At 64.3% G+C, this 21,820-nt stretch carries 20 protein-coding genes; 11 read left to right on the top strand and 9 right to left on the bottom strand.

The features are described from left to right. Positions 1 to 68: 68 nt before the first annotated feature. Complete coding sequence (locus tag ACN0YL_RS07880; protein WP_417497614.1) at positions 69 to 548, top strand: GNAT family N-acetyltransferase; 480 nt, start codon at positions 69 to 71, stop codon at positions 546 to 548. 54 nt (positions 549 to 602) lie between these two features. Here the strand turns inward: ACN0YL_RS07880 and ACN0YL_RS07875 are convergent, their stop codons facing one another. The 4 genes from ACN0YL_RS07875 to ACN0YL_RS07860 are packed head-to-tail and all read right to left on the bottom strand — an operon-like array spanning position 603 to position 3,673. Beyond that, complete coding sequence (locus tag ACN0YL_RS07875) at positions 603 to 1,232, bottom strand: trimeric intracellular cation channel family protein (protein ID WP_417497613.1); 630 nt, start codon at positions 1,230 to 1,232, stop codon at positions 603 to 605. Continuing rightward, positions 1,229 to 1,783: a hypothetical protein gene (locus tag ACN0YL_RS07870; protein WP_417497612.1), complete on the bottom strand. Its 555-nt coding sequence runs from the start codon at positions 1,781 to 1,783 to the stop codon at positions 1,229 to 1,231. The genes ACN0YL_RS07875 and ACN0YL_RS07870 overlap by 4 nt, the downstream gene beginning before the upstream one ends. Continuing rightward, complete coding sequence (locus ACN0YL_RS07865; RefSeq protein WP_417470679.1) at positions 1,780 to 2,799, bottom strand: TIGR00341 family protein; 1,020 nt, start codon at positions 2,797 to 2,799, stop codon at positions 1,780 to 1,782. Before ACN0YL_RS07865 ends, ACN0YL_RS07870 begins: the two co-directional genes overlap by 4 nt. 4 nt (positions 2,800 to 2,803) lie before the next feature. Continuing rightward, complete coding sequence (locus tag ACN0YL_RS07860; protein WP_417497611.1) at positions 2,804 to 3,673, bottom strand: NAD(P)-dependent oxidoreductase; 870 nt, start codon at positions 3,671 to 3,673, stop codon at positions 2,804 to 2,806. Between the two features lie 61 nt (positions 3,674 to 3,734). Between ACN0YL_RS07860 and ACN0YL_RS07855 the strand changes: the two genes are divergently transcribed. Then, positions 3,735 to 6,062 (top strand): penicillin acylase family protein, encoded by a 2,328-nt coding sequence (locus tag ACN0YL_RS07855; protein WP_417497610.1) that lies wholly within the window; start codon positions 3,735 to 3,737, stop codon positions 6,060 to 6,062. Here ACN0YL_RS07855 and ACN0YL_RS07850 read toward each other — a convergent pair. Beyond that, positions 6,044 to 6,457: a flavin reductase family protein gene (locus ACN0YL_RS07850; RefSeq protein WP_417497609.1), complete on the bottom strand. Its 414-nt coding sequence runs from the start codon at positions 6,455 to 6,457 to the stop codon at positions 6,044 to 6,046. The two genes, ACN0YL_RS07855 and ACN0YL_RS07850, sit on opposite strands and share 19 nt — an antisense overlap. A 138-nt stretch (positions 6,458 to 6,595) precedes the next feature. Here ACN0YL_RS07850 and ACN0YL_RS07845 point away from each other — a divergent pair, with 138 nt between their 5' ends. The 7 genes from ACN0YL_RS07845 to ACN0YL_RS07815 all read left to right on the top strand — a co-directional run bounded on the left by ACN0YL_RS07845 (position 6,596) and on the right by ACN0YL_RS07815 (position 15,010). Beyond that, positions 6,596 to 7,510: a flagellar motor protein MotB gene (locus tag ACN0YL_RS07845; RefSeq protein ID WP_417497608.1), complete on the top strand. Its 915-nt coding sequence runs from the start codon at positions 6,596 to 6,598 to the stop codon at positions 7,508 to 7,510. Positions 7,511 to 7,630: 120 nt separating this feature from the next. Further along, entirely contained in the window at positions 7,631 to 9,463 is a 1,833-nt protein-coding gene (locus ACN0YL_RS07840) for an SLC13 family permease (RefSeq protein ID WP_417491706.1), read from the top strand. Between the two features lie 42 nt (positions 9,464 to 9,505). Continuing rightward, entirely contained in the window at positions 9,506 to 10,276 is a 771-nt protein-coding gene (locus ACN0YL_RS07835; protein WP_417497607.1) for an arginyltransferase, read from the top strand. Between the two features lie 22 nt (positions 10,277 to 10,298). Beyond that, the gene (locus ACN0YL_RS07830) at positions 10,299 to 11,414 is read left to right on the top strand and encodes a TRAP transporter substrate-binding protein (protein WP_417497606.1); all 1,116 of its coding nucleotides are present in this window, start codon (positions 10,299 to 10,301) and stop codon (positions 11,412 to 11,414) included. A 5-nt stretch (positions 11,415 to 11,419) separates the two neighbouring features. Continuing rightward, positions 11,420 to 12,202, top strand: a complete 783-nt coding sequence (locus ACN0YL_RS07825) for a TRAP transporter small permease subunit (protein ID WP_417497605.1) — start codon at positions 11,420 to 11,422, stop codon at positions 12,200 to 12,202. 1 nt (position 12,203) lies between these two features. Further along, complete coding sequence (locus ACN0YL_RS07820; protein WP_417497604.1) at positions 12,204 to 13,799, top strand: TRAP transporter large permease; 1,596 nt, start codon at positions 12,204 to 12,206, stop codon at positions 13,797 to 13,799. A gap of 80 nt (positions 13,800 to 13,879) precedes the next feature. Continuing rightward, entirely contained in the window at positions 13,880 to 15,010 is a 1,131-nt protein-coding gene (locus tag ACN0YL_RS07815; RefSeq protein ID WP_417497603.1) for an AI-2E family transporter, read from the top strand. A gap of 55 nt (positions 15,011 to 15,065) precedes the next feature. Here the strand turns inward: ACN0YL_RS07815 and ACN0YL_RS07810 are convergent, their stop codons facing one another. Then, on the bottom strand, positions 15,066 to 15,800 hold the full coding sequence (locus tag ACN0YL_RS07810) for a helix-turn-helix transcriptional regulator (RefSeq protein WP_417497602.1): 735 nt from the start codon (positions 15,798 to 15,800) through the stop codon (positions 15,066 to 15,068). 87 nt (positions 15,801 to 15,887) lie between these two features. On the opposite strand from ACN0YL_RS07810, the gene ACN0YL_RS07805 reads away from it, so the two are divergent. Continuing rightward, positions 15,888 to 16,247, top strand: coding sequence for a VOC family protein (locus tag ACN0YL_RS07805; RefSeq protein ID WP_417497601.1), 360 nt, complete (start codon positions 15,888 to 15,890; stop codon positions 16,245 to 16,247). Positions 16,248 to 16,306: 59 nt separating this feature from the next. Here the strand turns inward: ACN0YL_RS07805 and ACN0YL_RS07800 are convergent, their stop codons facing one another. From ACN0YL_RS07800 to parC, 3 genes are read right to left on the bottom strand one after another with little or no spacing between them, the layout of a single operon-like run. Then, positions 16,307 to 17,350: a M48 family metallopeptidase gene (locus tag ACN0YL_RS07800; RefSeq protein WP_417497600.1), complete on the bottom strand. Its 1,044-nt coding sequence runs from the start codon at positions 17,348 to 17,350 to the stop codon at positions 16,307 to 16,309. Between the two features lie 11 nt (positions 17,351 to 17,361). After that, a complete protein-coding gene (locus tag ACN0YL_RS07795; protein ID WP_417491715.1) occupies positions 17,362 to 17,913 on the bottom strand; it encodes a LemA family protein in 552 nt (183 codons plus the stop codon). Positions 17,914 to 17,967: 54 nt separating this feature from the next. Next, the gene (gene parC / locus ACN0YL_RS07790) at positions 17,968 to 20,244 is read right to left on the bottom strand and encodes a DNA topoisomerase IV subunit A (RefSeq protein ID WP_417497599.1); all 2,277 of its coding nucleotides are present in this window, start codon (positions 20,242 to 20,244) and stop codon (positions 17,968 to 17,970) included. A gap of 226 nt (positions 20,245 to 20,470) precedes the next feature. On the opposite strand from parC, the gene ACN0YL_RS07785 reads away from it, so the two are divergent. Then, positions 20,471 to 21,805 carry a S41 family peptidase gene (locus tag ACN0YL_RS07785; protein WP_417497598.1) on the top strand — a complete coding sequence of 445 codons (1,335 nt, stop codon included), beginning with the start codon at positions 20,471 to 20,473 and terminating at the stop codon, positions 21,803 to 21,805. The last annotated feature ends 15 nt before the right edge of the window (positions 21,806 to 21,820 follow it).

The following is a 21,820-nucleotide window of genomic DNA, read 5'->3' as shown; positions in this document are numbered from 1 at the left end:
TGGCATGAAAAACCCATTCCGCCTGGCCATGCCGGTGCGGATCGCTTTTCTATTTCAGGAACAGACCATTGAAAAACACACACAATATCCAGCTTCGTCCCGCCACGCCGGACGATGTCGAGCCTCTCACTGCCCTTTCCTACAAGACGATCCGGGTCAAATATCCCGACGTCATCGGAGCGGATATGGTGGAGGGCTATATCGCCTCAGGGGCGGTGCCGCTTTACTATACCGAGCGCAATGCCTTCACCCGCGTCGCCGTGGCTGATGGCGAAGTGATCGGGGCCTGCGCCCTGCGCGGCAATGCCGTCGATCTGATGATGGTGACCGTCGAGCATCATCGCAGCGGCGTCGGCTCTATCCTGTTGTCGGAGGCAGAGGACATCCTGTTCGCCGATCATCCGGAGATCACACTCGACAGCTTCCGCGATAATCGCCAGGCGGTCGATTTCTACACCAAGCATGGCTGGGAGATGCAAACCGCTTTCACCGATCCCGATTACGGGATCGCGATGGTGCGCATGACCAAGTCACGCGGCAGCGCCTAACGGCACGGCCCGGTCTCGCTCCAGGGCGAGACCGGGCCAAACCGCTCGCATCCGTCAATCCATATGCATGATCGCCGGCAGCGACCATTTGAACTGGATGGCACAGCCGCGCAGCACAAAGGCGAGCACCGCGGCCCCGATCGTCACCGCGCTGGGGTCGAGCCCGAGCGCCATGCCGGCGACATAGGCCGCCGCGCCGGCCAGGGCGGCAAGGGCGTAGATATCCTCGCGCAGCACCAGCGGCACGTCATTGACGATAATATCGCGCAACAAGCCGCCAAAGGCGGCGCTCATGACGCCGGTCAAGAGCGCGATACTCCAGTGGGCACCGGCATCAAGCCCGGCGCGCGCGCCAAGCACGCAAAACACCGCCAGCCCGACCGCATCGGCCCAGATCAGCACCGCACGCCGCGTCGCCAGCCATTGCGCCCCCGGGGCCAGAAAATAGCCCAGCAGCGCGCCACCGAGCGCGATCCAGAGATATTTCGGCTCGACGATCCAGTAGACCGGCAATTCGCCCAGCAAAACATCGCGCAGCGTGCCGCCGCCCATCCCCGCGACGGCGCCCAGAATGGCGGCGCCGAACGGATCGAGCGATTTGCGGGCCGCCAGCATGCCGCCGGAAAAGGCGAAAAAGCCGATCCCGGCGAAATCGAGAATCAGGAAGACCGAGCCGACATTCATGATGTGGCGGTCTGCTGCGCGCGCGCCAGCCCGCGCCGCGCCTGCTCAAAGGTCAACAGGTCGGCGAGATCACGCGCCCGCCAGGCGGCGGCCATCAATATCCCGGCCGCGATGGCCCACAATCCGAGAATGGCGATCACCGACTCGATCTGGCTGAAGCCCAGCCGGTCCCAGGTCTCCGGGTCGATCTCGTTGATCCCGATGGTCGCACCGACCGGGATGGTCACCAGCAGCAGGGCATAGGTGCGGAATGAGCGTTCGACCCGGCTGGCATTCAACTCGGCATAGATCTTGAGGAAATCGATCTGGGCTTCGCTGAGGCCACCGAGCAGTCCGAGCCCGATCTTCCAGTGCCCGGCCCTGTTGAGCGGCGTCAGATGGTCATTGCCGAAATGATGCAGCCCGCGCCGGGTAAAGCCAGCCACCAGCAGCAGGCGCCAGGTGGCGAACCCCTTGGTCAGCCGCTTCCAGACCTCCATCGCCACCGGATCCGTGCGGATCAGGCCGGTCGATGTCGTGGCATGCGCCTGTGTCATCGCATCGTCTTTCATGACCGCGGCACCCCGGGCACTTCGGGCACACCCGGCACGGCCAGATACACCGCCACCGCCGTCAGTGCCACGATCAGCACGGCCCAGACGGCGGCATTGATATAGACCGAGCGCTTGGCCGAGCGCCGTTCCAGCCAGGTGCGCGGACGAACGCCCTTGAAGAAGAAAACCAGCAGGGCCGCGAGATTGACGCTGACAATATTGATCATCAGCAGCAGGGCCGCGCGCATCGCCAGCGGGAACTCGCCCGAACCGGCAAAGAGGCCGGTCGAAGCCGCCGGCGGCAATAGCGCCACCGCCACCATCACCCCGACCAGGGTCGAGGGCAGGCCGGCGACAATCGACAGCGCGGCCGCCGCGCCCGAGGCGAGCGCGAGCGCTGTGGAGTCGAGGCCGACAATGGTGCGGTTGGTCAGCTCGGCCGAGCCGAGATTGACGTCGAACACCAGCCCGATCACCACCGAGATCGCCATGCCGAGGAAGAGGCCCGACAGGGCCGTGCGGGTCGCCTTGGTCATCAGCGCGAAATCGCCCAGCGCCGAGCCGAGGGCGAAGGCGAGGATCGGTCCGAGCAGCGGCGCAATCACCATCGCCCCGATCACGGCGGCGACATTGTCGGCGGCGAGGCCGAACACGACCACGATGGTCGAGAGCGTCGTCAGGATCAGGAAATCGCGATCGAGCTTGGTGCCGGCCTCGATGTCCTGGTAGATCTCCTCCCGCAGCGCCACCATGCGGTGCTTTTTCTTCACCTCCGGATCGATTTCCTCGACCTTGGGCAGGCTGGCCTCGACCGGCAGCACGACGAGGCGCCAGTCCTCCTGGTGTTCCAGCATGGTGGCGATGGTATCGAGCGCCTTCTGGCCGTCGCCTTCCTTGAACACCATGCGCAACAGACGCCGGCCGCCGCTGTCGGCCTCGCTGAGGCTGCAATCGAGCGGCCCCGTGGCCAGCACGGCCTGGTGCACCGGCTCGACCCGGTCACCATCGGCCATGCTCAGTTCAAACAGCCGCATGGGCTCAGCCCTTCCGCGGGTGTTCGAGGCGATAGATCAGGCTGGATGTATCCCAGCGATTGCCGCCCGCGGCCTGCACATCGGCATAGAAGCCATCGACCAGTTTCGTCACCGGCAGGTCGGCACCATTGCGGCCGGCCTCATCGAGGGTGATGCGCAAATCCTTGCGCATCCAGTCGACCGCGAAGCCATAATCGAACTGGCCGGCGACCATGGTCTGCCAGCGATTTTCCATCTGCCAGGACTGGGCTGCGCCTTTCGAGATCGCACCGATCACCTTGGCCGGGTCGAGCCCGGCCTGGCGGGCGAAGTGCAGGCCTTCGGACAGGCCCTCGACAATGCCGGCAATACAGATCTGGTTGACCATCTTGGCGAGCTGGCCCGAACCGGCCGGCCCGATCAGCGACGACGCCTTGGCATAGGCATCCATCACCGGTTCGGCCGCAGCAAAATCGGCCTCGCTGCCGCCGCACATGATGGTGAGCTGGCCATTCTCGGCTCCGGCCTGACCACCGGAGACCGGCGCATCGACGAAACCGATCCCGGCGGCGCGGGCCTCGGCGTCGAGTTCGCGCGCCAGTTCGGCCGACGCCGTGGTGTGATCGACCAGGATGGCGCCGGGTTTCATGGCCGGGATCACCTGGCTGGCAACGGCGCGCACATCGGGATCATCGCCGAGGCAGAAGAAGACGAAATCAGCGCCGGCGACGGCCTGTTGCGGCGTCGCGGCAGCCGTGCCGCCATGGCGCGCCGCCCAGTCGGTGGATTTCGCCGCCGTCCGGTTCCAGACGCTGACCTCGTGACCCGCCGTCACCAGATGGCCAGCCATCGGAAAACCCATCACACCCAGACCGAGAAATGCGCAACGTGCCATTCGACACTCCCAATTCGACTTTCCCCTTGCTAGTCTTCCGCGCACAGGGGAGCAAGTCATCATGATCAAATCCGTATTGCGCTATGGCGCCATCACGCTCGGCATCATTCTCGCCATTCTCATCGTCTTCGCACTCGTCTTCGCCAACCGGCTCTACGCCTCGCTGCCGCAGACCACCGGCACGCTGGAGCTGGCAGGACTGGAAGCGCCGGCCGATATCGTGCGCGACGGGCATGGCGTGCCCCATATCTTCGCCGCCAATTCCCATGATGCCTATTTCGCCCTCGGCACCGCGCACGCGCAGGACCGGATGTGGCAGATGGAAATCACCCGCCGCGCGATTCGCGGCCGCCTGTCGGAAATTCTCGGACCGGACGCGCTCGATACGGACATTTTCTTCCGCACGATGGGGCTGGCGACGGCCGCCGAGCAATCGGTCAGCAATCTGCCCGCCGATGTGCAGGATGCGCTGCAGGCCTATAGCGACGGCGTCAACGCCATCATCACCGCGCCGGGCTATGTCGCGCCGCCGGAATACCAGATCCTGATGACCGCACCCCAGCCCTGGACGCCCGCCGACACCGTCACCGTGTTCAAGGCGATCGCGCTGGACCTGTTCGGCAATGCATTCGAGGAGCCCGATCGCGCCGCGCTGGAAGCCGTGCTGGGGGCAGAGCGCACCGAAGAATTCATCGGCCGCTATCCCGCCGACGCGCCGCGCTCGCTGAGCATGGCCGATCTCGGCCTGGGCGATGCCCCGGCACCGCCCGCGACGGAAAGCCCGGCGCCCGCTGTCGGACCGGAAGATCCCGGCCGCGACGGTTCCAATAACTGGGTTGTCGCCGCCAGCCGCACCACGACCGGCGCCCCCATCCTCGCCAATGATCCGCATCTCGGGCTGAGCGCGCCGGATATCTGGTATCTCGCCCGCGTCACCACGCCCGCCGGCTCGACCGTCGGTGCCACCCTGCCCGGCACACCCTTCGTGACGCTGGGCCGCAATGATCATATCGCCTGGGGCTTCACCAATACCGGCCCTGACGTCGGAGACCTGCATCCCGCGACCGAGGCCGATGTCACCGGCAGCCGCGAGGAAACCATCCAGGTCCGCTTCGGCAGCGATGTCACGATCACCCGCCGCGAGACCGCAACCGGGCCCGTGCTGGATCCGGAGCATTTCGACTATCCGCTGCCGGACGGGGCCGACTTCTTCGCCTTGCAATGGATGCTCGACGAGCCCGACGACACCACGCCGGGTGTCGGCATGGCGATTTCCGGTGGCCGCGACTGGGATGATTTCGTCGACGCCGTGCGCTCATTCGTGGCGCCACAACAGAATATGGTCTTCGCCGCCACCAATGGCGATATCGGCTTTTATGCCCCGGCGCGCATCCCCGTGCGCGATGCAGACGGGAGCTGGGTCTCGACCATTCCCTTCGATGCCCTGCCCCATACCCGCAATCCGGAGCGTGGCTTCATCGCGACGGCGAACAATATGATCGTGCCGGATGACTACCCCTATTATCTGACCAATGAGTGGTATGGCGTCAGCCGTATCCGGCGCATCTATCACGGTATCGAGGCGCAGCCGCGCCATGATCTCGACAGCCTGCAGGCGCTGCAGACCGACACCGTCTCCGACATGGCGCTGCGCATCCTGCCGGTCCTGCGCACCGCCGAACCGCTGACTTCGGCCGGCCGCGAAGCGCTAGCCCTGCTGGCGGACTGGAATGGCGACATGGCTGTCGACCGTCCCGAACCGCTGATCTATGCCGCCTGGATGGTCGAGCTGCAGCGGCGGGTCTATGCCGATGAACTCGGGACCGAGTTCAATCGCTGGTACGCTGATCGCCGCGTCTTCATGATGGATGTGCTGACCGGCGACCTCGCTGGCTGGTGCGACAATGTCCTGACCGATGATGTCGAGACCTGCCATGAACTGCTCGGCGCCTCACTCGACGACGCCATCGCCAATACAGCTGCCGCGCAGGGTCGCGATATCGCGGCCTGGCGCTGGGGCGATGTGCATTATGCGCGCAGCGACCACACGCCGTTTTCCAGCTTTCCGGTCCTGAAGGACTGGTTCACGATCACCACGCCGGTGCCCGGAGACGGCTCGACGGTCAATGTCGCCCCCTTCTCCTTCCGCCGTCCCGGCTATGCGGTGACGCACGGCGCTTCCTACCGCTCGCTGTATGATCTGTCGGACCTGGATAATTCGCGCTTCATGATCACCACCGGCCAGTCGGGCAATGTGATGTCGCGCCATTATGACGATCTGGCGCCCTTATGGGGTCGCGGCGAGTATTTCCAGGTGCGCACGGACTGGACGCCGGACACCATGCCCGGAGGCGCGGAACACCTGCAGCTTCAGCCGGCCTCGCCATAGCCGCCGCGCACGAAGACCAGTGACGGCACGGCCCGCGGTGTGTCAAAGGCGATGACCTCGCCGACGATGATGTCGTGATCGCCGCCGGCGTGCACCGCGCGCTGGCGGCAGACCAGCCGCGCCACGGCGCCCTCGATCAACGGCGCGACATCGCCGGAACACTGCGCCCCGCACAGGGCGAGATTGGCCTCGTGGGCGCATTTTTCCGCCATCCCGGCCTGGTCGTGGGCCAGAATGTTGATCGCATAATCGCGGGCATGGCGGAGCAGGTCATAGCGATGCGTACTGCGCTCGATCGACCACAGCACCAGAGGCGGCTCGAGCGAAACCGAGGCAAAGGAATTGACCGTCATGCCCAAAGCGGCGCCGCCGGCATAGGTCGATACGATGGTCACGCCGGTCGGGTAGCACCCCAGGACGTCACGGAAAGCTCGGCTATCAATCAAAATCTGCCCTTCGGATACCGGCTCGAAACCTCGCCTTAACGTTAACCGTCTACAGGAGTTGGGTAACGGTAAACAAGGCGGGTGGACATGGCGGCGAACGACAGGCCGATCATCATCAAGAAGATCAACAAGGTTGCCGCCGGACACCATGGCGGTGCCTGGAAGGTGGCCTACGCCGATTTCGTCACCGCAATGATGGCCTTCTTCCTGTTGATGTGGCTGATCAACACCACCACGCCTGAACAAAAACAGGGCATTGCCGATTATTTCGCGCCAGCCAGTGTCAGCCCCTCGAACTCCGGCTCCGGCCAGCCCTTCGGCGGCACGACCCCGGGCCAGGACGGCGTCCAGGGCAATGGCGATGCCTCGATGGTACGCCGTCTCGCGCCGAGCGTGCCCGAAGACTACAATGACACCGAAGAGGTCACCCCCGCCTCTACCGCCGAGACCACCGACAATCCGGAAGTGACCCAGTCGGCGATGGCCCAGGCGCAGCAGCGCCGGGAGGACGCCCTGTTCGAGAGCGCCGCCATGTCGCTGCGCCAGGCGATGCAATCCATGCCGGAACTGGCCGAGCTGTCCAACCAGGTGATCATGGATGTGACGCCGGAAGGCCTGCGCATCCAGCTGATCGACCAGGAAGGCCGGCCGATGTTCGCGCCCGGCGCGGTGGAGCCCAATCCGCGCGCCGTCACGCTGATCAATACCATCGCGGCGATCGCCCAACGCCTGCCCAACCGTATTTCGATCTCCGGCCATACCGATTCCGGCCCTGCCGGAGCGGGTGATTACACCAACTGGAATCTTTCCGCCGACCGCGCCAACGCAGCCCGCGCCGTCATGCAGGACGCAGGTATCAGGGATGACCGGATCTATGAGGTCCGCGGCAAGGCCGGTTCGGAACCGCTTTATCCAGATGATCCCTACATGCCCGGCAATCGCCGCATCTCGATCGTCTTGCTGCGCGAGGCACCGATCCTGCCCGCCGGTCACGAACTCTGACAAAGTCGGCCAGGCCCGGCGAGTTGCACCAAAAGGGCTTCGCAAGCCCGCGGGGCGCATGCTAGCGTAATCATCGGCCAGATCGGGCCCGACGCTTCCTGAAACGACAATATGCCGGAAATGACATCTGTAGATGATTGGCAGATGTGGGCCGTCCTCGGCGGCCTGTGCATCGCCATCGTCTTCTATTGCTGGGAACGATTCGCGATCGAGATCGTGTCCGCGTCCATCGTCGCGGTCCTGCTGGTCTTCTTTCAGTTCTTCCCGCTGGAGACCGACAATCCATCGGTGACCGCCCTGCTGGCCGGCTTCGCCAATCCGGCGCTGATTACCATCATGGCGCTGTTGATCGTCGGCCAGGGCATTTTCCAGACCGGCGCCATGGAAGGCCCGACCCAGGCCCTGCTGCGCTCCTTTGACCAGTATCCCAAGGCGACCCTGCTGGGCATGTTCGCCTTCGTCTTCGTCATCAGCGCCTTCATCAACAATACGCCGGTTGTGGTCATGTTCGTGCCGATTCTCGGCGCGATCGCCAAACGGATGGAACAAAGCCCGTCCAAACTGATGATTCCCTTGAGCTATGTCTGCATCTTTGCCGGCATGACAACGCTGATCGGCTCGTCGACCAATCTGCTGGTCGCCGATTCACTGATGACGACATCGGGCGTGCACCTCGGCTTCTTCGCCCCGACCGTTCCGGGCCTCTTCCTCGCCGCGATCGGCGTGCTCTACGTCATGTTCGTCCTGCCCCGGCTGCTGCCGGATCATTCCTCGATGGAAGAGGAGCTGGCCGGCGCCGGCGGACGCCAGTTCATTGCCCAGCTGGAAGTGACCAGCGACCACCCGCTGGCCGGCAAGAAGCCTGTAGCCGGCATGTTCGTCGATCTGCCGGACATGACCGTGCGGATGATCCAGCGCGGCGAACACGCGCTGCTGCCCCCTTTCGACCAGATCGAATTGCGCCCCGGCGATCTCGTCATCGTCGCGGCGACGCGCCAGACGCTGACCGACCTGTTGTCGAAGAATGCCGATTTCATGCGCGGCCTGCTGCAGACGTCCGGTCCCGGCGATGATCCGAGCCCGGGCGACCAGCTGAAAATGACGGAAGCGGTCGTCGCGCCCGGCTCGCGCCTGATCGGGCGCACCATTGCCCAGATCGGCTTTCGTCACACGACCGGCTGCGTCGTGCTGGGAATCCAGCGCCGCAGCCGCATGATCCGCTCGCGCATGGGCGAGATCCGGCTTGAGGCCGGTGATACCCTCCTCCTGTTCGGCGCGTCGAACGCCATGCGCGCGATGCGGGCCGACCGCGACCTGCTGCTGATGGAGTGGTCGTCGACAGCCCTGGCCGATCCGCGCCGCGCCAATATTGCGCGCGTGATCTTCGGCGGCGTCGTGCTGTTTGCCGCGACGGGCGCGATGCCGATTGCCGTGGCCTCATTCCTCGGGGCAGTGGCGATGATTGCCGGCGGTTGTCTCAATACCCGCCAGGCAGCGCGTGCGGTCGATATGCGCGTCTATCTGCTGATCGGCTCGGCGATCGCGCTCGGTACGGCGATGCAGGTCACCGGCGCAGCTGACCTGCTCGCGCTCGGCGTGGTCTCGGTCTTCGCGCCCTTCGGGCCTGTGGTGTTGATGTCGGCGCTGTTCATCCTGGTCGCGGTGCTGACCAATGTGCTGTCCAACAGCGCCACCGCCATCCTGTTCACACCGATCGCCATCGGCGCTGCCAACCAGATGGGGCTCGACCCGACCCTGTTCGCGATGACGGTGCTGCTGGCCGCCAATACCTCCTTCGCGACGCCGATCGGATACCAGACCAATCTTCTGGTGATGGGCCCCGGGCATTACCGCTTTGTCGACTATCTGCGGGCCGGCACACCACTAATCATCTTGTTCTGGGCGGGGTATACGGCCTATATTGCCGCGCATTACGCGTTCGGTGGGGCTTGAGCGCGAGCCGGTAACCAGGCCGAAACAACGCAAGGCGAGAACGTGACCCACCCGTTTGCCACCCAGCAGATACCCTTCTTCCTGACGGCGTCCGCGCCCTGCCCCTATTTGCCGGACCGCATGGAGCGCAAGGTCTTCACGCGCCTGGAACCGGGCGAAGGACCGGCGCTGAATGACGCGCTGACCCATGCCGGCTTTCGCCGCAGCCAGGCGGTGCTCTACCGGCCGGCCTGCGAGCAATGCGATGCCTGCCGCTCCTCGCGCATCGATGTGACGAATTTCGACTGGAAGCGCCGCTGGCGCAAGATTCTCGCCCGAAATGCCGATTTGCGGGTTTCCACCGATGCGGTCGCCGCGACGCTGGAGCAATATGAATTGCTCGACCGCTATCTCGACAGCCGCCATCATGACGGCGACATGGCCGGGATGTCGTTTGGTGAATACGTGATGATGGTCGAGGACGGCGCCCAGCGCACCCATGTCACCGAATACCGCGATGCCGAGGGCGAGCTGGTTGCGGCGGTGCTGACCGACCGGCTGCGCGACGGACTGTCGATGATCTACAGCTTCTATGACCCGGAGGCAGAGCGCCGCAGTCTGGGCGCCTACATGATCCTCGACGCCATCCGCCAGGCCGAACTGGCCAGCCTGCCCTTCGTCTATCTGGGCTATTGGGTACGCGGCAGCCGCAAAATGGCTTACAAGTCGCAATTCCAGCCGCTGCAAGTTCTGACCCCCGCGGGGTGGAAGCCGCAGGCCGAACTGGAATATGAGGATGAGGACAGTCCGGTCGACGATCCACAAAACGACTGACGCGCTCTTGGGGGAGACAAGCATGGACAGACGCACATTTCTCAGCGGTGCCAGCATTGCGGCCGCCACGGTTGCCACCGCCTGCGGCGACAGCACCCAGCCATCGGGACCGGCCTCACCGGCGATCAATCGCGGCGTCAAACAATTGCGCATGGTCACGACCTGGCCGGCCAATTTCCCCGGCCTCGGCACCGCCGCGAATAATGTCGCCGCCTTCGCCAATGCCGCCTCGGGCGGCACGCTGGACGTACGCGTCTATGCGGCGGGCGAGCTGGTCAGCGCGTTTGAGGCCTTTGATGCCGTCTCCGAAGGCACCGCCGACATGTATCATGGCGCCGAATACTACTGGCAGGGCAAGTCACAGGCCTTCAATTTCTTCACCGCCGTGCCGCTGGGCATGACGGCCGCGGAAATCATGGGCTGGGTCGAGTTTGGCGGTGGCCAGGCCCTGTGGGACGAACTTTCGGCCCAGTTCAACATCAAACCCTTCCAGGCCGGCAATTCCGGACACCAGATGGCCGGCTGGTTCAAGCGCGAGATCAATTCGCTGGAAGATTTCCGCGGTCTGCGCATGCGCATGCCGGGCCTCGGCGGCTCGGTGCTGCGCGAACTGGGCGCGGCGGCCGTCACCCTGTCGGGCGGCGAGATCTATCCGGCGCTGCAGAACGGCACCATCGACGCGACCGAATGGGTCGGCCCCTGGAATGACCTCGCCTTCGGCTTCTACCGCGAAGCGCCCTTCTATTACGGACCGGGTTTCCACGAGCCGGGCTCCAGCCTCGCCGTCGGCATCAATCTCGATGTCTGGAACGGGCTCGACAGCGACCACAAGGCAATCCTGCAACAGGCCTGCTGGGCTGCGAACAATCAGAGCCTGGCCGAATACCAGTACCAGAACGCCCTGGCGCTGGACGTGCTGATCAATCAGCACGGCGTGCAATTGCGCCGCTTCAGCGAAGAAATCTGGGAGCGGATCGGCGAGATCTCCGAACAGGTCGTGGCCGATACCGGCAATAGCGATGCGATGACGCGGCGCGTCTATGACAGCTATCTGGCAACGCGCAATTCGATGCGCAGCTGGGACCGGATCTCGGAAATGCCCTATATGGCGCAGCGCGAACGCGTGCTGGGCGGCTGATCATCATGCGGCAGGGGGACGGACTGATCCTGGCCGCCGGTGGCGCCGTGCTGGCGCTGACGGTGGGCGATATCGCCAGCGGCGGCAGCGTCGCGGCCTGGTCAGGCGCGCATCTGGCCAGTACGGCCCAGGCGATCGGCGGTGTACTCGGCCAGATCGGCCGGTTTGGCTGGCCGCTTCTGCTGATCCCGCTTCTGGCCGCGATCGCCGGGCGCTTCATGGCGCTGCCAGCCGCCCTCACCGGCGCCCTGCGCCGCGCCACCGCCATCATCGACACCGTCAACCAGAGCCTGGGCGGCGCGGCGCGCTGGTTTGCCCTCGGCCTGGTGATCGCGACGGCAACCGTCGTCGTACAGCGCTATGTGTTCGGTTATGCCTCGACCAAGCTGGCCGAGAGCGTGATCTACATGCACGCCCTGCTCTTCCTGCTCGCCTCGGCCTCCACCCTGCTCAGCGATGGCCATGTCCGGGTCGATATTTTCTATTCCAAGATGAGCGAACGCGGCAAAGCCTGGGTCGACCTCACCGGCACCTATCTCGCCCTGATCCCGACCAGCGCCCTGATCTTGTGGAGCTCGACTGGCTATATGAATTCCACCTGGCGCATCCTGGAACGCTCACGTGAGGCTGACGGCCTGCCGCTAGTGTTCGCGCTGAAGACCGCCATTCCGCTGTTTGCCGTGCTGATGATCCTGCAGGGCATCTCGATGGCCGCCCGCGCCGCCCTGACGATTGCGGGCGAGAAAGCTCCGTCGACCCCGGCCAATGCCAGCGCGGGGGAGATCTAGCATGGCCCTGTTCATCGAGCTCCTGCCGTTTCTGATGTTCCTGGCCGCCTTCGCGGCCCTCCTGCGCGGCTATCCGGTCGCCTTCACCCTGGCCGGTGTGGCGCTCGGCTTCGCCCTGCTGGGAATGAGTCTGGGCCTGTTCGACCCGATACATCTGCGCGCCTTCCCGCAGCGCATTTACGGCAATCTGATGGAGATGGACCGCTCCATTCTCGTCGCCGTGCCGCTCTTCGTCTTCATGGGCGTGATGCTGGAAAAATCGCGCATCGCCGAGGAATTGCTCGAGGCTATGGGCGCGCTGTTCGGCACCATGCGCGGGGGATTGGGCATTTCGGTCGTCATCGTCGGCGCCCTGCTGGCCGCCTCGACCGGCATCGTCGGCGCCACCGTGGTGACCATGGGCCTGCTATCCCTGCCAACCATGCTCAAACGCGGCTATTCACCCGAACTCGCCGCCGGCTCGATCGCTGCCTCGGGCACGCTCGGCCAGATCATCCCGCCCTCCATCGTGCTGGTCCTGCTTGGTGACCAGATCTCCAATGCCTATCAGGAAGCGCAGCGCTCGCAGGGGATTTTCTCGCCCGACATCGTCTCGGTCGGCGACCTCTTCGCCGGCGCGCTGATCCCGGGTCTCATCCTGGTGGCGATGTATATCCTCTACCAGATCGGCGTCGCCATCGTCCGCCCCAATGACGCCCCAGCAGCCCCGGCCAGCGAAGGCGCCACCGATTGGGGCCAGCTGCTGCACGCCCTGCTGCCACCGCTGGCGCTGATGACCGCCGTGCTCGGCTCGATCCTGACCGGCGTTGCCACGCCAACCGAAGCCGCCGGTGTCGGCGCCGTCGGTGCGACCTTCATCGCCGGCGCCCGCAATGCCGGCGCGGCCAAGAACCCGTTGGGCGGCCAGCTGGTCGCCTTTGCCGGCCTCGCCGCCCTGCTCGGCCTGTTTGCCCTCGTGCTGCTGGCCAATATCGGCTCGGAGCGGCGGCTCTACGTCACCGATCTCGGCCCGGCCGCCAGCATGCTCGCCTTCGCCCTGGTCGCCATCACCCTGGTCGGCGCCGCGCTCAGCCTGCTGCGCCTGAAACGCTCCGGCGTGCTCGATGATGTCATGGCCTCGACAGCGAATATCTCGGCGATGGTGTTCGTGATCCTGATCGGTGCTGCGCTGTTTTCCCTGATTTTCCGCGAGCTCGGCGGCGATCTCGTGGTCCAGAACGCCCTCTCCGCCGTGCCCGGCGGCAAGTATGGCGCCCTGGCCGTGGTGATGCTGGTGATGTTCCTGCTGGGCTTCTTCCTCGACTTCATCGAGATCACCTTCGTGGTGGTGCCGATCGTGGCGCCGATCCTGCTGGTGATGGGGATCGATCCGGTCTGGCTCGGCGTGCTGATGGCGATGAACCTGCAAACCAGCTTCCTCACCCCGCCCTTTGGCTTCGCCCTCTTCTACCTGCGCGGCGTCGCCCCGCCATCGGTGACCACAGCTGCCATCTATCGCGGCGCGATCCCGTTTGTAGTGATCCAGATATTGGCGATTGTGGCGGTGGTGTTGTTGCCCTGGCTGGCGACCGGGCTGCCGGAGTGGCTTTACGGCTGAGGTGGTGAGTGCGCCCGCCCCGCCCTTGGCGAATCCCGCCGGCGCGCTAGTATGGCCGCAACCCCGCGCCCAGGAGCCCCATGACCCCGATCCGCAAAATCTCGCTCGAGCGCGGCTTTATCATCATCATTGCGCTGATCATCTCCTGGGTCTTCCTGTGGATGATCCGCGATTATCTGGCGACCCTGTTTCTCGCCGCCGTGCTGACGCTCTTCCTGCAGACGCCGCAGGACTGGCTCAGTGCGAAACTGGGCGGACGCAAGGGCGTCGCCGCCGGATTGCTGGTCACCGGCTCGGTGCTGGCCTTTGTCATCCCCGCCTCGATCCTGCTCGGCGTGGTGGCGGAACAGGCGATCGAAGTCACCGGCATGGTGACGCCCTGGGTGCAGGAACAGGTGGCACTGATCCGGGCCAACGGGCTCGACAGCCTGCCGGAATGGCTGCCGTTTCGCGCCGACATCATCCAGTACCAGGCCTCGATCACGGCCCAGATCGGCAATCTCGCCGGATCAATGGGGCGCATCCTGGTCTCGAGCCTGCGCGCGGGAACCGGCGGTTTTCTGATCGCGACGCTGAATTTCTTCATCCTGATCTATGCCCTGTTCTTCTTCCTGCTCACGGGCCGTGAAACCGGACGCCAGGCCGTCAGCCTGATCCCGATGGTGCGCAAGGATCGCGAGCTGCTGGCGCAGCGCGCCATTTCCACCATTCGCGCCACGGTGAAGGGCTCCTTCCTGATCGCGGTCATCCAGGGCTCGCTGACCGGCATCGCCCTGTTCGCGGCCGGCGTGCCCGGCGCCATCTTCTGGGCCGCCGTCACCACCCTGCTCTCCATCATCCCGATGGTCGGACCGCCGCTGATCTGGGGCCCCGCCTCGATCTGGCTGATCGCCTCGGGCAACCCCGTCGCCGGTATCGCGCTGGCGCTCTGGGGCGCCGTGGTGGTCTCGACCTCGGACAATATCCTGCGGCCGATGCTGGTCGGCAAGGATGCGAAAATGTCCGATCTGATGGTGCTGATCTCGACCCTTGGCGGGCTCGGCCTGTTCGGCGCCGTCGGCATCATCCTCGGCCCGGTGATCGCGGCGCTCTTCACTTCGGTCTGGTTTATTTTCCGCGAGGCCTTTGTCGGAGTGCTGGAGGATGATGAGCCGGAAGAACCGGAGCCGGAGGCCAAGCCGGCGTCCATTGAAGGCGAAGGCGCGGAGTAGAAGGATCGCTGTACCCTTTGACCGCTCGTGCCCCCCGGGCGGGGTGAGCACCACTTCACACTCGAAGGTCATCGTCTTTCAGAGATTGCGCGAAGTCAGATTTCGGCAGCAGGCGGAATGACGCCCCGGTCCGGGCGGCGCTGGAAATTCGATCGCACCGGAAGGTGCGCGGCGCATCGCGCAGGCGGTCGATGGCAATGATGTACCAGACGGGGTATTTGAGCAGGAAATAGTGCGGTTCGATCTGACGCTCCGACATGGCGCCGTCTTCCCTGCGATAGCGGATCGACAGCAACTCCTGATCGATAAACGCCTGGTGCAATGTCTGGACAAGCCGCTTCGGCGGCAAGGCGATGCCCGCCTGGACATAAGTCGAGGCCGTCGTCCCGATCAGGATCCGCGACTTCAGCCGGTTTACCCGCTTGCGTTTCTCTGGCGAGAAGGAGGCCACCAGCTGGCGCCGGACCGAAGCCAGATTGGCCAGAAACAGCGGCGATTCCATCTTTTGCGCGACCTCGATGCTGATGAGGAGATCGATCGCTTCCGGATAGGCGAGGTTCAGACGGCCGACGCCCCAATTGCGGTCGAGCCGGACCCCGCCACCGCGGCCGCGATCCGCGTCGATCGGCACCCCCTGCTCGCGCATCAGCAAAAGATCACGCGTGATCGTGCGCCCGCTGACCCCCATCTCCGAAGCGAGACCGTTCACCGTGCAGAATTCGTCCTGCTTCAGCTGCGCCGCCAACAGCTCCAGGCGCCTGAGCCTGTCGATCGATCTTGAGCCCGCCATCAAACAAATAGGACATTAAATGACGTATTTGTCGATAGCCTCGGGTCATCGCCTCACACTTTTGGCCGGCATACAGGAGAAACACGCATGAAGATGAGCTACTTCACACTTGGCACCAACGACATGGAAGCCTCGATAAAATTCTACGACGCCCTGTTCGCCGACTCCGACGTCGGGCCGGCCTTGCCACAAGGGCGAATGACCTACTGGCTCGGCCAGGATTTCGCCTTTGCCGTCGCCGAGCCCTTCAATGGCGAGCCCGCGACCCATGGCAATGGCGCCATGCTCGGCCTCAATGTGGGATCGACCGACGAAGTCAAACGGCTCCACATGCTCGCGATCGAGCTGGGCGGCGAGAATGAGGGCGAGCCGATGCAGCGCGGCCCCTATTTCTCGGCCTATGTGAGGGATCTGGACAAGAACAAGCTCTGCCTGTTCAGGCAATAGACCAGCCTGGGGCAATGCGCGGCCGGCTGGAGGCATCACCGCCCCGGCCGGTTGCCGCCTTACACCTCCGGTACGGCACTCGCCGGCACCCGGCGCTGCCCGCCGGCATACTGCACCAGCATCTCGATGCGTTTCTCGATCGGCGGGTGCGTGGCGAACACGCCCATGAAGCCGGTATGCGGGTTCTCGATGAACATTTCGCGGACTTCGTCGGGCGCATCGCCGACTTCGGAATGGCCGGAGATTTTCGCCAGCGCCGAGATCATCGCATCGGGATTGCGCGTCAGCTCGACGGCGCCGGCATCGGCCATGTATTCGCGCCGCCGCGACAGGGTGAAACGGATCGCGATCGCCAAGATGTAGGCCACGGCGATACAGGCCAGGGCGATGAAGATCAGCGCGCCACCATTGCGCGAACCGCCGCCACGGCGCGAGCCCATCTGGCTGCTGGCCCGCAGCCCGCCATGCAGCATGCCGCGAAAGGCGATCTCGCCGGCAAAGGAGATGATGCCGACGAAGATGATCGCGATCACCAGCAAGCGCACATCACGGTGGCGGATATGCGAGAGCTCGTGGGCGAGCACGGCCTCGAGCTCGGCATCATTGAGGGTGTCCATCAGGCCGCGTGTGACGGTGACGGTGTATTGGCCCTCGGTCAGGCCGGAGGCATAGGCATTGAGGCCGGGCGTCTCGATGATCGCCATTTTCGGCACGGTCATGCCGCGGGAAATGCACAGGTTTTCCAAGAGATTGTAAAAACGCGGCTCGTCTTTTCGGGCAATCGAGCTGGCACCGGTGGCGGCATTGATCATCGCCTGGTGTCCGAACCAGGCAATGACGAACCAGATGCCGGCCCCGATCAGGGCCCAGACGGCGATCTCCGGCAGGATCTGGAAGGCCGCCATCATCGACTGGCCGAGCGTCGCCTCGCCGGCATAGCCCTTGGACGTCATGTAGCTGGCTTCACCGGTCATCGCGATCACCAGGAGCGCAATCGCGTAGCCGATCAGGGTCAGCAAAACCGGGAAGCCAGCCAGCAGCAGGATGGATTTGAGGTTATTGTTCCAGATATGGGTGCGAAGTCCTGCCGCCCCGAACATCATGGGATTTGATCCTAGAACTTGACCTGGGGCGCAGCCCGCTCGGCCTCGGCGACTTCGAAGAAGTCACGCTTGGAAAAACCGAACATATTGGCCATCAGCACCGCCGGGAATTGCTCGATCGCGGTGTTGAATTCGGCGACGGCATTATTGAAGAAGCGGCGCGCGGCGGCGATCTTGTTTTCCAGGTCCGACAATTCGCTCTGCAGCTGCATGAAGTTCTGGTTGGCCTTCAGGTCAGGATAGCTTTCCGACAGCGCGAACAGCTGACGCAGGGCGCCGGAGAGCATGTTTTCCGCACCGGCGAGCTCTTTCACATTCGGCGCGACAATCGCGGCCTGGCGGGCCTTGATGACGTTTTCCAGCGTGTCGGTCTCGTGGGTGGCATAGCCCTTCACGGTCTCGACCAGATTGGGAATGACGTCATGGCGCTGCTTGAGCTGGACATCGACATCGCCCCAGGCCTGGTTACAGGTCTGCCGCAGCGCGACGAGGCGGTTATAGATCCCGACCAGGATGAACCCGACAACGATAACAACGATAAGAATGATGATTGACGAGTCCATACTTTATTCTCCCGGGCAGGCCATAAGGGCCGAAATCACGATACGCTAATCTATTTATTCAGCTTTCGCCTGTGAAGCGAGGAATTCCGAGCCGCGTGGTGCAAAACGCAGGCTGCGCGGGAAACCGCGCGGCGCCATCTTGCCGGCCTGGGCGCGCTTGCCGCGCCACATCTGCCAGTCATCGAGCGCGTGACGGCGGCCGGCACCGTCGAGCCAGGTGAGGCCTTCCTCGGCCGAGAACACCATCACATCGGCGACGCGGGCGCCCTTGCCGCCGAGCAGGCGCACGCCCTTGCCGCGGGTCATCACCGAGATCTCCTCGAGCGGGAAGACGAGCATTTTCTTGTTTTCGCCGATCACCGCGACCTGGTCGCCCATCGCCGGAATGCACAGCAAGGCCTCATCGCCATCGACCAGATTGAGGATTTGCTTACCGCCCTTCTTGGCGGCCATGCAGTCCTTCTCCTCGACGCGGAAGCCGTGGCCCTCGCCCGACGCGATGAGCAAGGTGCGTTCCGGATCATATTTGAACAGGCCGATCGGCGCCGCATCATCGGGCAGATCGACATGCAGGCGCACCGGCTCGCCATGGCCGCGGCCGCCGGGCAGCTTGTTGGCGTCGAGCGTGTAGAACTTGCCGTCGGTGGCGAACATCAACAGCTTGTCGGTCGTTTCGCACTTCACGGCGAAGGCGGAGCGGTCGCCCTCCTTGAATTTCAGCTCGGTGACATCGGAGCTGTGCCCCTTGAGCGCCCGCACCCAGCCGCGCTCGGAGAGCACCGCGGTGATCGGTTCGCGCACGATGAAGGCCTCGATCGAGGTCTCGGCCGCCACTTGCGGCGCATCGGCAAACACGGTGCGGCGGGCGCCGATCGCGGTCTTGGGGCCGTAATATTTCTCGACCTCGGCGATCTCGCCATCGACCTTGGCCCATTGCAGCTCGGTGGAGGCAATCAGATCGGCCAGGCTCTGGCGTTCGCCGCGCAGATTGTCGTCTTCCTTGCGGATCTCCAGCTCTTCCAGCTTGCGCAAGCTGCGCAGCCGCATGTTGAGGATGGCTTCGGCCTGCCGTTCCGACAGTTCAAAGGTCTGCATCAGCTTGTCTTTGGGCTTGTCTTCGAAGCGGATGATGCGGATCACCTCGTCGAGATCGGCATAGACGATGAGATAGCCGGCCAGCACTTCCAGCCGGTCCTCGACCTTGGCCAGCCGCGTCTCGGCCCGGCGCACCACGACCTCGCGCCGGTGCTCGACCCAGATCTTGAGCGCATCCTTCAGGCTCATCACCCGCGGCGTGCCCTGTGGGTCCAGCACATTGAGATTGAGCGGGAAGCGGTTTTCCAAATCGGTCAGCTTGAACACCGACTCCATCAGGAGTTCCGGATCGACCAGCTTGCTCTTCGGCTCCAGCACCAGGCGGATATCCTCGGCGCTCTCGTCGAGCACGTCTTCCAGCAGAGGCAGGCGCTTGGCCTCCATCATCAGGGCGATGCGCTCGACCAGTTTGGATTTTTGCACCAGGTACGGGATCTCGGTGATGACGATGCGCCACATGCCGCGGCCGATATCCTCGACCTCCCATTTCGCGCGCACCCGGAAACCGCCGCGTCCGGTCTCATAGGCCTCGCGGATCGCCGACTCCGGCTCGACAATGATGCCGCCGGTCGGCAGATCCGGGCCCTTGACGTATTTCAGCAGATCGACGGTCTCGGCCTCGGGTTTCTTGATCAGATGCCGCGCCGCCCGGCACAACTCCCAGGCATTATGCGGCGGGATCGAGGTCGCCATGCCGACGGCAATGCCGGTCGAGCCATTGGCGAGAAGGTTGGGGAAGGCACCGGGCAGCACCAGCGGTTCGCGCTCGGAGCCGTCATAGGTCTCCTCGAAATCGACCGTGCCGTGCTCGATATCCTGCAGCAACAGCTCCGCCGCCTTGGTCAGGCGGGTTTCGGTATACCGCATCGCAGCCGCGCTATCGCCGTCGATATTGCCGAAATTGCCTTGGCCCTCGACCAGCGGATAGCGCGAGGCGAAATCCTGGGCCAGACGCACCAGCGCCTCATAGACCGACTGGTCGCCATGCGGGTGATATTTACCGATCACGTCACCGACGATGCGGGCCGATTTCTTGAACGCCGAATCCGGGTTCAGCTTCAGCTCGCGCATCGCATGCAGCAGCCGCCGGTGGACCGGTTTCAGCCCGTCGCGGGCATCGGGTAGCGCCCGCTGGGTGATGGTGGAGAGCGCATAGGCCAGATAGCGCTTGGACAGCGCCTCATCGAAGGGTTCCTCGATGATATGACCTGCATCGGGATCGAAATTATCGCCCATGGAATAGCGCCTCGTGATTCGTAAGGCTCAGTATAGGGCGATTGGCTTGTGGGACAGGGACGGGGCGCAGGTTTTATGTGGGTAAGATTCGGGCGCGGGGCTGGCCCCGGGGCGAGGCCTCTCCATGCGCCCCCCCGTCCATCCGTGGATGACGAAAATTTCAGGCGCTCGCCACTCTACGGCTAAACGGCAGCTGGCATTTAGCCCTGTCTGACAAGGGGACGTTATGAAAACTCTATTTTCCATCCTCGCACTGGTGCTGATCGGCTCCGCAGCGGACGCGCAAGATGATGCCATCGATCCTGCCAGCCGTTCAGCAGCGATCGCGGAGATCGGCACGTTGATCGCCGACAACTATTTTGACGCCGGTCTGGCCCGGCAAATCGCGACCTCGCTCGACGCGCTAAACCAGGATGCCGATATCGAAACTGTGACGTCCGGCAATATGCTCGCAGCGATCCTCACCGATCAGCTGCAGCAAACGGACCGGCATTTCGAAGTGCGCTGGCGCGGCGCTGAGCAAGTCGCGCAAACGCGGGCAGAATGGGCCGCCCAGGAAGCGCAGGAAGCGGCCGCCGCGAACGAGCCCGCGGATCCGGACCGCTGGGCTTCGCTTCGGCGGAACAATTTTGCCTTTGGCGAGCTGTCACTGCTGGAGGCCAATGTCGGCTACCTCAACCTGACCGGATTTGCGCCGCTGGAACCAGCCGAACCGACGGCTCGTGCCGCGCTGGCCTATCTGGCCCATACCGATGCGCTGATCATCGACCTGCGCGAAAACGGGGGCGGATCGCCGGACATGGTTCAATACCTCCTCAGCCATTTCCTCCCCGCCGGGAGCGAGGTGCTCTACAATACCTTCTTGCCGCGAGCCGGCGAGCCGGTCGAAATGCGCACCCTGCCTGCCCACCCCGCCGGACACCGGCCGGACGTCCCGCTCTACATCCTCATCGGCCCTGAAACCCTGTCCGCGGCCGAAGCGCTTGCCTACCACCTGCAGGCCATGCAACGCGCCACGCTGGTCGGCGAGACAACCGCCGGCGGCGCCAATCCGGGCGATTTCTTCCTCGCCTCAAGCGGCTATTCTGTCTTCATCCCGACAGCCACATCCCGAAACCCCGTCACGGGCACGAACTGGGATGGCATCGGCGTCACACCGGATATTGCCGTGCCCGCCGGGCTGGCGCTCGATCAGGCGCGTCTTGAAATCTACCGGCAGATCGCGGCGACGAGCGAAGTGCCGGACCAGGCCTTCGCCGCCGACTGGCAGGCTGGTCTGCTCGCGGCCGAACTCGACCCCTGGGTCCCGAGCGAGCGCCAGCTCCAGGCCTATGCAGGCCAGTACGGGCCCCGGCATGTCTCTGTCGTGGACGGGGAACTGGTCTATCAGCGCGAGGGGCAGGAGGCGCACACGCTTTTGCCGCTCAGGGAGAATATGTTTCGCTTCGCTGAAACATCCGAGTATCGGCTGGAATTTGCCGGCGCCGGGAGCGGAAGGGCAGACACCCTCATTCTCCGGCTCGAGAATGGCGCCATGGACGCAAGCCCGCGCTCGCCCTGAAAGACGCCACCACGC

The sequence above is a fragment of the Maricaulis sp. genome (genome assembly GCF_048269565.1).
Taxonomy (GTDB): Bacteria; Pseudomonadota; Alphaproteobacteria; order Caulobacterales; family Maricaulaceae; genus Maricaulis.
Note: the sequence above shows the minus strand (reverse complement) of the source record. Positions and strands in the feature narration are given on the sequence as shown.

Bases quoted from the DNA above. Each gene is read 5' to 3' on its own strand.
- ACN0YL_RS07875 (WP_417497613.1), bottom strand. From the start codon at position 1,232: ATGAATGTCGGCTCGGTCTTCCTGATTCTCGATTTCGCCGGGATCGGC.
- ACN0YL_RS07870 (WP_417497612.1), bottom strand. From the start codon at position 1,783: ATGAAAGACGATGCGATGACACAGGCGCATGCCACGACATCGACCGGC.
- ACN0YL_RS07865 (WP_417470679.1), bottom strand. From the start codon at position 2,799: ATGCGGCTGTTTGAACTGAGCATGGCCGATGGTGACCGGGTCGAGCCG.
- ACN0YL_RS07860 (WP_417497611.1), bottom strand. From the start codon at position 3,673: ATGGCACGTTGCGCATTTCTCGGTCTGGGTGTGATGGGTTTTCCGATG.
- ACN0YL_RS07855 (WP_417497610.1), top strand. From the start codon at position 3,735: ATGATCAAATCCGTATTGCGCTATGGCGCCATCACGCTCGGCATCATT.
- ACN0YL_RS07845 (WP_417497608.1), top strand. From the start codon at position 6,596: ATGGCGGCGAACGACAGGCCGATCATCATCAAGAAGATCAACAAGGTT.
- ACN0YL_RS07840 (WP_417491706.1), top strand. From the start codon at position 7,631: ATGACATCTGTAGATGATTGGCAGATGTGGGCCGTCCTCGGCGGCCTG.
- ACN0YL_RS07830 (WP_417497606.1), top strand. From the start codon at position 10,299: ATGGACAGACGCACATTTCTCAGCGGTGCCAGCATTGCGGCCGCCACG.
- ACN0YL_RS07825 (WP_417497605.1), top strand. From the start codon at position 11,420: ATGCGGCAGGGGGACGGACTGATCCTGGCCGCCGGTGGCGCCGTGCTG.
- ACN0YL_RS07820 (WP_417497604.1), top strand. From the start codon at position 12,204: ATGGCCCTGTTCATCGAGCTCCTGCCGTTTCTGATGTTCCTGGCCGCC.
- ACN0YL_RS07815 (WP_417497603.1), top strand. From the start codon at position 13,880: ATGACCCCGATCCGCAAAATCTCGCTCGAGCGCGGCTTTATCATCATC.
- ACN0YL_RS07810 (WP_417497602.1), bottom strand. From the start codon at position 15,800: ATGGCGGGCTCAAGATCGATCGACAGGCTCAGGCGCCTGGAGCTGTTG.
- ACN0YL_RS07805 (WP_417497601.1), top strand. From the start codon at position 15,888: ATGAAGATGAGCTACTTCACACTTGGCACCAACGACATGGAAGCCTCG.
- ACN0YL_RS07800 (WP_417497600.1), bottom strand. From the start codon at position 17,350: ATGATGTTCGGGGCGGCAGGACTTCGCACCCATATCTGGAACAATAAC.
- ACN0YL_RS07795 (WP_417491715.1), bottom strand. From the start codon at position 17,913: ATGGACTCGTCAATCATCATTCTTATCGTTGTTATCGTTGTCGGGTTC.
- parC (WP_417497599.1), bottom strand. From the start codon at position 20,244: ATGGGCGATAATTTCGATCCCGATGCAGGTCATATCATCGAGGAACCC.
- ACN0YL_RS07785 (WP_417497598.1), top strand. From the start codon at position 20,471: ATGAAAACTCTATTTTCCATCCTCGCACTGGTGCTGATCGGCTCCGCA.